Origin of the sequence: Microbacterium sp. ISL-103, from assembly GCF_018613995.1 — a bacterium.
Lineage (GTDB): Bacteria > Actinomycetota > Actinomycetes > Actinomycetales > Microbacteriaceae > Microbacterium.
Map to the genome: position 1 here is coordinate 1 of NZ_JAGGPD010000088.1, position 6,811 is coordinate 6,811.

At 70.9% G+C, this 6,811-nt stretch carries 5 protein-coding genes; 4 read left to right on the forward strand and 1 reads right to left on the reverse strand.

Translation table 11 applies throughout. The annotated features are described in order from the left end of the window. Positions 1 to 336, reverse strand: a 336-nt coding sequence (locus tag J7E68_RS03950) for a RidA family protein (protein WP_215170047.1), incomplete at its 3' end; no start/stop codon positions are given. Between the two features lie 25 nt (positions 337 to 361). On the opposite strand from J7E68_RS03950, the gene J7E68_RS03955 reads away from it, so the two are divergent. From J7E68_RS03955 to J7E68_RS03970, 4 genes are all read left to right on the forward strand, one after another. Continuing rightward, positions 362 to 1,579, forward strand: a complete 1,218-nt coding sequence (locus tag J7E68_RS03955) for an alanine racemase (RefSeq protein WP_251048613.1) — start codon at positions 362 to 364, stop codon at positions 1,577 to 1,579. 20 nt (positions 1,580 to 1,599) lie between these two features. Next, positions 1,600 to 4,824, forward strand: a complete 3,225-nt coding sequence (locus J7E68_RS03960) for a family 20 glycosylhydrolase (RefSeq protein WP_311416267.1) — start codon at positions 1,600 to 1,602, stop codon at positions 4,822 to 4,824. Between the two features lie 79 nt (positions 4,825 to 4,903). Then, positions 4,904 to 6,091, forward strand: coding sequence for an ROK family transcriptional regulator (locus tag J7E68_RS03965; protein ID WP_215170051.1), 1,188 nt, complete (start codon positions 4,904 to 4,906; stop codon positions 6,089 to 6,091). A 52-nt stretch (positions 6,092 to 6,143) separates the two neighbouring features. After that, a partial coding sequence (locus J7E68_RS03970) for an ROK family protein (RefSeq protein ID WP_215170053.1) occupies positions 6,144 to 6,811 on the forward strand: 668 nt, incomplete at its 3' end.

The following is a 6,811-nucleotide window of genomic DNA, read 5'->3' on the forward strand; positions in this document are numbered from 1 at the left end:
GGTGCGCGACGGCGGCACGCCGCTGGTCGTGTGCGCGGTGACGAATGCGCCATAGGCGTCGTTCATGATCGGGAAGTCCTCGCGCTTCGTGAGGTACACGCGCAGCATCACGACGTCGTCGAACGTGGCTCCGGATGCCTCGACGATCGCCTGCACGTTCTCGAGGGTGCGGGTCGTCTGCGCTGCGACGTCGCCGGGGAAGAGGTACTCGTTCGTCTGCGGGTCGACGGGGCCCTGACCCGAGACCTGCACGAACGGCCCCTTGCGGATGCCCTGAGAGAAGGTGTGGGCGGGGGCGGGGGCGGCGTCGGTCGAAACGCGGATCTTCGCAGTCATGCGACCAGCCTAGTAGCCTTGTTAGATGCCTCTACAAATTCCGGATCCTGTTCTCGGCACATGGGCGAAGGGATTCCCCGCCCGGTCTGCGGGACTCCGTCTCTCGGAGGTCCCCGACGCGGGGCTGCATCTGTCGGACCTCGTGACCCCGGTGCTGACGGTGCATGAGGCGGCGCTCGCGCACAACGAGTCGACCGTCTTCGACTGGGCCGCGGGGCAGGGGGTGCTTCTCGCTCCGCACGGCAAGACCACCATGGCGCCCGCGCTCTGGCAGCGGCTGCTCGACGCAGGAGCCTGGGGCATCTCGGTCGCCACCCCGTGGCAGGCAGAGGTCGCCGTCGACGCGGGAGTGACGACGGTGCTGATCGCGAACGCCGTCACCGACGGTGCTGCGGCGCGGCGCTTCGGGGCGCTGCTCGCCGAGGATGCCGACCTGAGGATCCTGTGCTGGGCGGACTCGGTCGCCACGGTCGAGATCCTCGCCGAGGCGCTCGCCGCCTCGCCGCGTCCGCTCGATGTGCTCGTGGAGCTCGGTGGCGCGGGAGGACGCACGGGTGCTCGCACGATCGACGAGGGCGAGCGCATCGCCGAGGCCGTCCTGAGGTCGCCAGGGCTCCGGCTCGCCGGTGTCACGGGTTACGAGGGTCCGTTCGGGCCCGACCGCAGCGCCGCCTCGGTCGCATCCGTCGACGCGTATCTGCAGACGCTGGTCGACCTGCACGAGCGGCTCGACTACGCGGACGACGTGCGACCGGTGCTCAGCGCGGGTGGCAGCGCCTTCCCCGACCGGGCGGCCGCGATGCTCGCGCCGCACCGCGACGGCGCCGACATCGTGCTGCGCTCCGGCGCCTTCCAGATCCACGACGACGGCTTCTACTCGCGCATGTCCCCGTTCGGGCCTGTGACGTCGACCGATCGCCTCCGTTCGGCGATGCATGCCTGGTCTCGCGTCGTCTCACAGCCCGAGCCGGGCCTCGCATTGCTGGACGCCGGTCGGCGTGATGTGCCCTTCGACCTCGATCTGCCCGTGCCGCAGTCCGTCGACGGCGAGATCACGGCGCTCAACGATCAGCACGCGTTCCTGAGCCTCGCGCCCGGCTCGACCGTCGTTCCCGGCGAGGTCGTGCGTCTCGGCCTGTCGCACCCCTGCACGGCCTTCGACAAATGGCGTGTGGTGGCGATCATCGACGATCCGGATGCCGATGATCCGCGCGTCGTCGGGGCGGTGGCGACGTGCTTCTGAGCGATGAGAAGCCTGTCAGGGTGTATCGCGGCGCCACCGTCGTCGACGGCACCGGAGCGCAGCGATTCACCGCCGACGTGGCCGTCGAAGGTGCGCGGGTCGTGGCGGTGCTCCGCGACGGCGACGAGCGGCGTCTCGAGCTTCCCGCAGGCGCTGTCGAGGTCGACGCCACGGGCCTGGTGCTGGCGCCGGGATTCATCGACATGCACGCCCACAGCGAGCTGGCGGTGCTGGGTGGGGCAGCGCACGACGCCAAGATCCGTCAGGGGGTGACGACCGAGGTCCTCGGGCAGGACGGACTCGGCTACGCGCCGCTCGACGACGCCACGGCAGCGGTCATCCCCGCCCAGATCGCGGGCTGGAACGGCACGCCGACCGAGGTCCCGTGGAGGTCGATGGATGATCTCCTGACCGCCGTCGACACGGCCGCCGTGGCCAATGCGGCCGTCCTGGTTCCTCAGGGCAACCTGCGCATGATGGTGATCGGGCACGAGAACCGGCCGGCGACCGCAGATGACATCGCCGCGATGTGCGACCTGCTGGGTGCAGCGCTGGATGCCGGGGCCTTCGGCATGTCGAGCGGACTCACATACACGCCCGGCATGTACGCCGACACGGCAGAGCTCGAGGCGCTGTGTCGCGTCGTCGCCGAGCGCGGCGGGTACTGGGCCCCGCACACCCGCAGCTACGGCGGGGCGGCGCTGGACGCCTATCGTGAGGCGCTCGACATCGGCAGGCGCACGGGCTGCCCGATCCACCTGACGCACGCCACGATGAACTTCGCGCCGAACCGCGGCCGTGCGGCCGAGCTCCTGGCGCTGGTGGACGAGGCGGTCGACGACGGTGTCGATGTGACCCTCGACACCTACCCGTACCTCCCCGGCGCGACAACGCTGGCCGCGCTGCTCCCGAGCAGGCTCGCCGAGAGCGGTGACCTGCTGGGCACGATCGCCGCCCTCGACGACGACGCACGGGAGGCCGTGCGGGTCGAGCTCGAGGAGATCGGCTGCGACGGCTTCCACGGCGAACGCGCCGACTGGGATGCGATCCAGATCTCGGGCGTCGCTTCGCCGGAGCTCGCACCGCTCGTCGGTCGCACGGTCTCCGAGATCGCCGCGTCCTCGGAGAGACGAGCGGTCGATGTCGTCCTCGACACGATCCTGGCGGACGGCGGCTCGACGGGCATCCTGATGCACATCGGCGACGAGGGCAACGTCCGCACCATCATGCGGCACCCGCGTCACAGCGGCGGCAGCGACGGCATCCTCATCGGCGCGCGCCCGCACCCACGCGGACGCGGCACGTTCCCCCGGTACCTCGGCCACTACGTGCGGGAGCTGGGAGTGCTCTCGCTCGAGGAGGCCGTGCGCCACCTGTCGGGAACCCCCGCGGCCAGGCTGGGGCTCGACCGGGGAGACGCTCCTCGAGGCGTCATCCGCGAGGGGGCCACCGCTGATCTGGTGCTGTTGGATCCGGAGACCATCGCAGCGGGGGCGACATTCGAGTCGCCGCATCTGCCCCCGGTCGGGATCGCCGGGGTGATCGTGGGCGGCGTGCCGGTGGTCGTCGGGTCGCAGGTGACGGGATCGACGCCGGGCCGGGCGCTGCGCATGGCGCCGCCGGTGCATCGCGCGACGGTGCCGCTGGTCTCCGCAGACATCGATCCGGCGGCGGAACCCTTCGAGTGGACATCCCGCACGCGGATCGTCGCGCCCGATGCGCTCGCCGCGAGCGCCGGGCGCCTGGCCGGCGGGGGAGACGCCGACGTCGCGTCCCCCGCGATCACCCTGCGCATCGACGAGGCTCTCGCCGCCGAGCCGTTCGCCGCGGGACGCATCGGCCGTGAAGCCTTCCGGATCACGGTCGAGACGCAGGGCATCGTGGTCTTCGGGGCGAGCGAGGTCGGGGTCTTCCGAGGCGTCACCGCCCTGCGACAGCTGCGAGAGCCCGGCGCGGACCGCGCGCGCATCCCTGTCGGAATCTGGCAGGGCGCACCCGCATACGGCTGGCGCGGAGTGATGCTCGACGTCGCTCGGCATTTCCGCCCGGTCGACGATGTGCGGCGGCTGGTCGATCTGCTGGCCGATCACCACCTGTCGGTGCTGCATCTGCACCTCACCGACGATCAGGGGTGGCGTTTCGAGGTGCCCGGCTTCCCGAGGCTGACCGAGATCGGCGGCCGGCGCGAGTCCACCCAGCGAGGGCACGGGCCTCAGGCCACGATCGAGCCCGGCGTGCACGAGGGCCACTACACGGATGCCGAGCTGCGCGACCTGGTCGCCTATGCCGCCGAGCGGTTCGTCACGATCGTGCCGGAGGTGGAGCTTCCGGGGCACATCCAGGCGGCCCTCGCCGCGTATCCGGAGCTCGGCAACACGGATGCGGGGGAGCCGGTCTCGGCGCCCTGGGAGCGGTTCGGCGTGAACCCGCGCACCCTCGCTCCGACCGACGCCGCCCTGGCGTTCGGCAGGGCGGCCATCGATGCGCTCTGCGATCTCTTCGACTCGTCGTGGATCGGGATCGGCGGCGACGAGGTTCCGGTGACCGAGTGGCAGCAAAGTCCGTCGGCCCGAGAGCGGATGCGCGAGCTCGGCCTCGAGACACCGCACGACGTGCAGCCGTGGTTCACGTCTCACTTCGTGGCGCACGTGCGTCGTCGAGGACGCACTGCCCTCGCATGGGATGAGGTGCTCGAGGGCGACGTCCCCGAGGGGGTCGAGATCCTGGCCTGGCGAGGACCCGTCGCCCTGCGTGAGGCACTGCGCCGCGGCATCCCTGTGATCGCCTGCCCCGACCTCCAGGTCTATCTCGACTACCCGCAGTCGGACTCCGCGGAGGAGCCGATCCGCGTGGGGCCGCCTCTGTCGATCGAGCGCGCCTACACGCTGCGGATCGAGGAGGGTGCATCCGGTGGCCAGGCGAACGTCTGGACCGAGCACCTGCCCACCCGTGATCGCGTCGACTTCGCCCTCTTCCCGCGCCTCGCAGCCATCGCCGAGCGGCTGTGGGACGGAGGGGAGCCGCCCCCGTTCGAGGGTTTCGGACGGCGTCTGCCCACCCATCTGCGCCGGCTCGCCGAAGCGGGGGTGCGGTATCGTCCTCTCGACGGTCCGACGCCTGTGCAGCGGCGTCCGGGCGTTCCGGGAAAGCCGCTCACCACCCAGGCCCGCGAGAAGATCGTCGAAGGCCTGGTCGCCCGCCTGATCGAGCGCGCGCGAGCCTCTGACGGGTCGCTCTCGGCATAATGTAACGTTTCCGTAACCCTCCCTGTGCTACACGGAGCGGGGGTTGCACAATTTTTGTTCGTAAGGTCTACTAACAAACATGTCCGTATCGGGTGAATCGCGTCCATCGACGGCGTCAGACTACGTCGGTGCGAGCGCTCACGCCTTCGGGCCGGGGCGCCACCTCCGCTCGCGCGCCAAGGTGCTGCCCGAGCACGCGCGCGGACACAACCGCGCACTCGTGCTGCAGACGCTGTACCACTCCGGTGCGATGAGCAGGGCAGACCTCTCGAGGGAGACGGGACTGACACGGGTCACCATCTCGGATCTCGTCGCCGAGTTCATCGCCGACGGCATCGTGATCGAGATGGGCGTGCGCGAGACGGTCGGGCCGGGCAAGCCTCCGATTCTGATCGACATCGATCGCGTCGGCCATCAGATCATCGGTCTCGACCTCTCGGGCCCCCGAGCCTTCGTCGGAGCGCTGCTCAGCCTCGACGGCGACGTGCTCGAGCGTCGCGAGGTGGCGCGCCCCGAGACGCCCGACGGCGAGGCGGCGTACGCCGCCACGCTCGAGCTCGCACGCGCTCTCGCCGAGACCGCGACGCAGCCCATCCTCGGCGTCGGCATCGGCACCCCGGGCGTCGTCCGCCCGGATGGCGTGGTGCTCAGCTCGCCCAACCTCGGCTGGACCAATCTGCCGCTCGAGGCGAAGCTGGGCGTCGATCTCGATCTTCCGGTCCTCGTGCGCAACGATGCGAACGCGGCCGTGCTCGCGGAATACACCTTCGGCGAGGCCAAGGCCGACTTCATGCCCATCAAGATCGGTCGCGGCGTCGGTGCGGGTGTGATCACGGGCAGCCAGCCGCTGCTCGGCAGTCGGTTCGCCGCGGGCGAGATCGGTCACGTCGTGGTCGGCACCGACGGCGGCCCCCGCTGCGCATGCGGCAAGGACGGGTGCCTCGAAGCCTGGCTCAGCGAGACCCGGCTGCGACCGGCCATCGACGCGGCCCCCGACTCCCGCGACGAGATCCTCCGCGATGCGGGAACCCGCATGGCGATCGCGATCGCACCGATCGTGGCCGCGCTCGATCTCTCCGAGGTGGTGCTCTCCGGCCCCGGCGACCTGCTCGACGGCGTGCTCGTCGACGCGGCCGTCGAGACCCTGCACGCACGCACTCTCGAGGGTGTCTTCGAAGACGCCCTCATCCGCCGCACCCTGCAAGACGACATCGTCCTCCGCGGCGCCGCCGTGATGGTCCTGTCCAGCCAGCTGGGCGTGTCGTGATCGCCGCCCCCGCACCCGCCCCCGCCCCGAGGACGAGCAGGAGCACGATCCGATGACGGATGCCATCGTCGCCGACCTCGCCGGTCGGCGGATTCGAGTGGGCCTGGACGTCGGCGGCACCAAGATCGACGCCGTGGCAGTGTCGCCGTCGGACGAGATCGTGGCGCGCCTGCGGCGTCCGACGGGATGGGGTGAGGATGCGGTCGTGGTCAGCATCCTCGACGCGATCGATGCTCTGGCGGACGAGGGCGGCTTCGCCCGATCCGACATCGAGTCGGTGGGCATCGGGATTCCCGGGCTCGTCGACGCCGACACCGGCCGGGTGCTGCACGCCGTGAATCTCGGGGTCGAGTCGCTCGACCTCGCAGGCCAGGTCGGCGGACGACTCGGCATTCCCGTCAGAGTCGAGAACGACGTCAAGGCGGCAGCGCTCGGTGCGGCCGTGCTGCGCGGCATCGACGGATCGATGGCCTACCTCAACCTCGGCACCGGGGTCGCGGCGGGCATCGTCGTCGACGGCACGATCTGGCGCGGTGCTCGAGGCACGGCAGGCGAAGTCGGGCACCTCTCGGTGGATCCGAACGGTCGACTCTGCGGCTGTGGCCAGCGCGGATGCATCGAGACGTTCTGCGGCGGCGGCGCACTCGCGAGGGCGTGGGAGCGTCCTGGCGCGCTGCCGGTGCGCGACATCCTGGATGCCGCCGAGGCCGGCGACGAGCG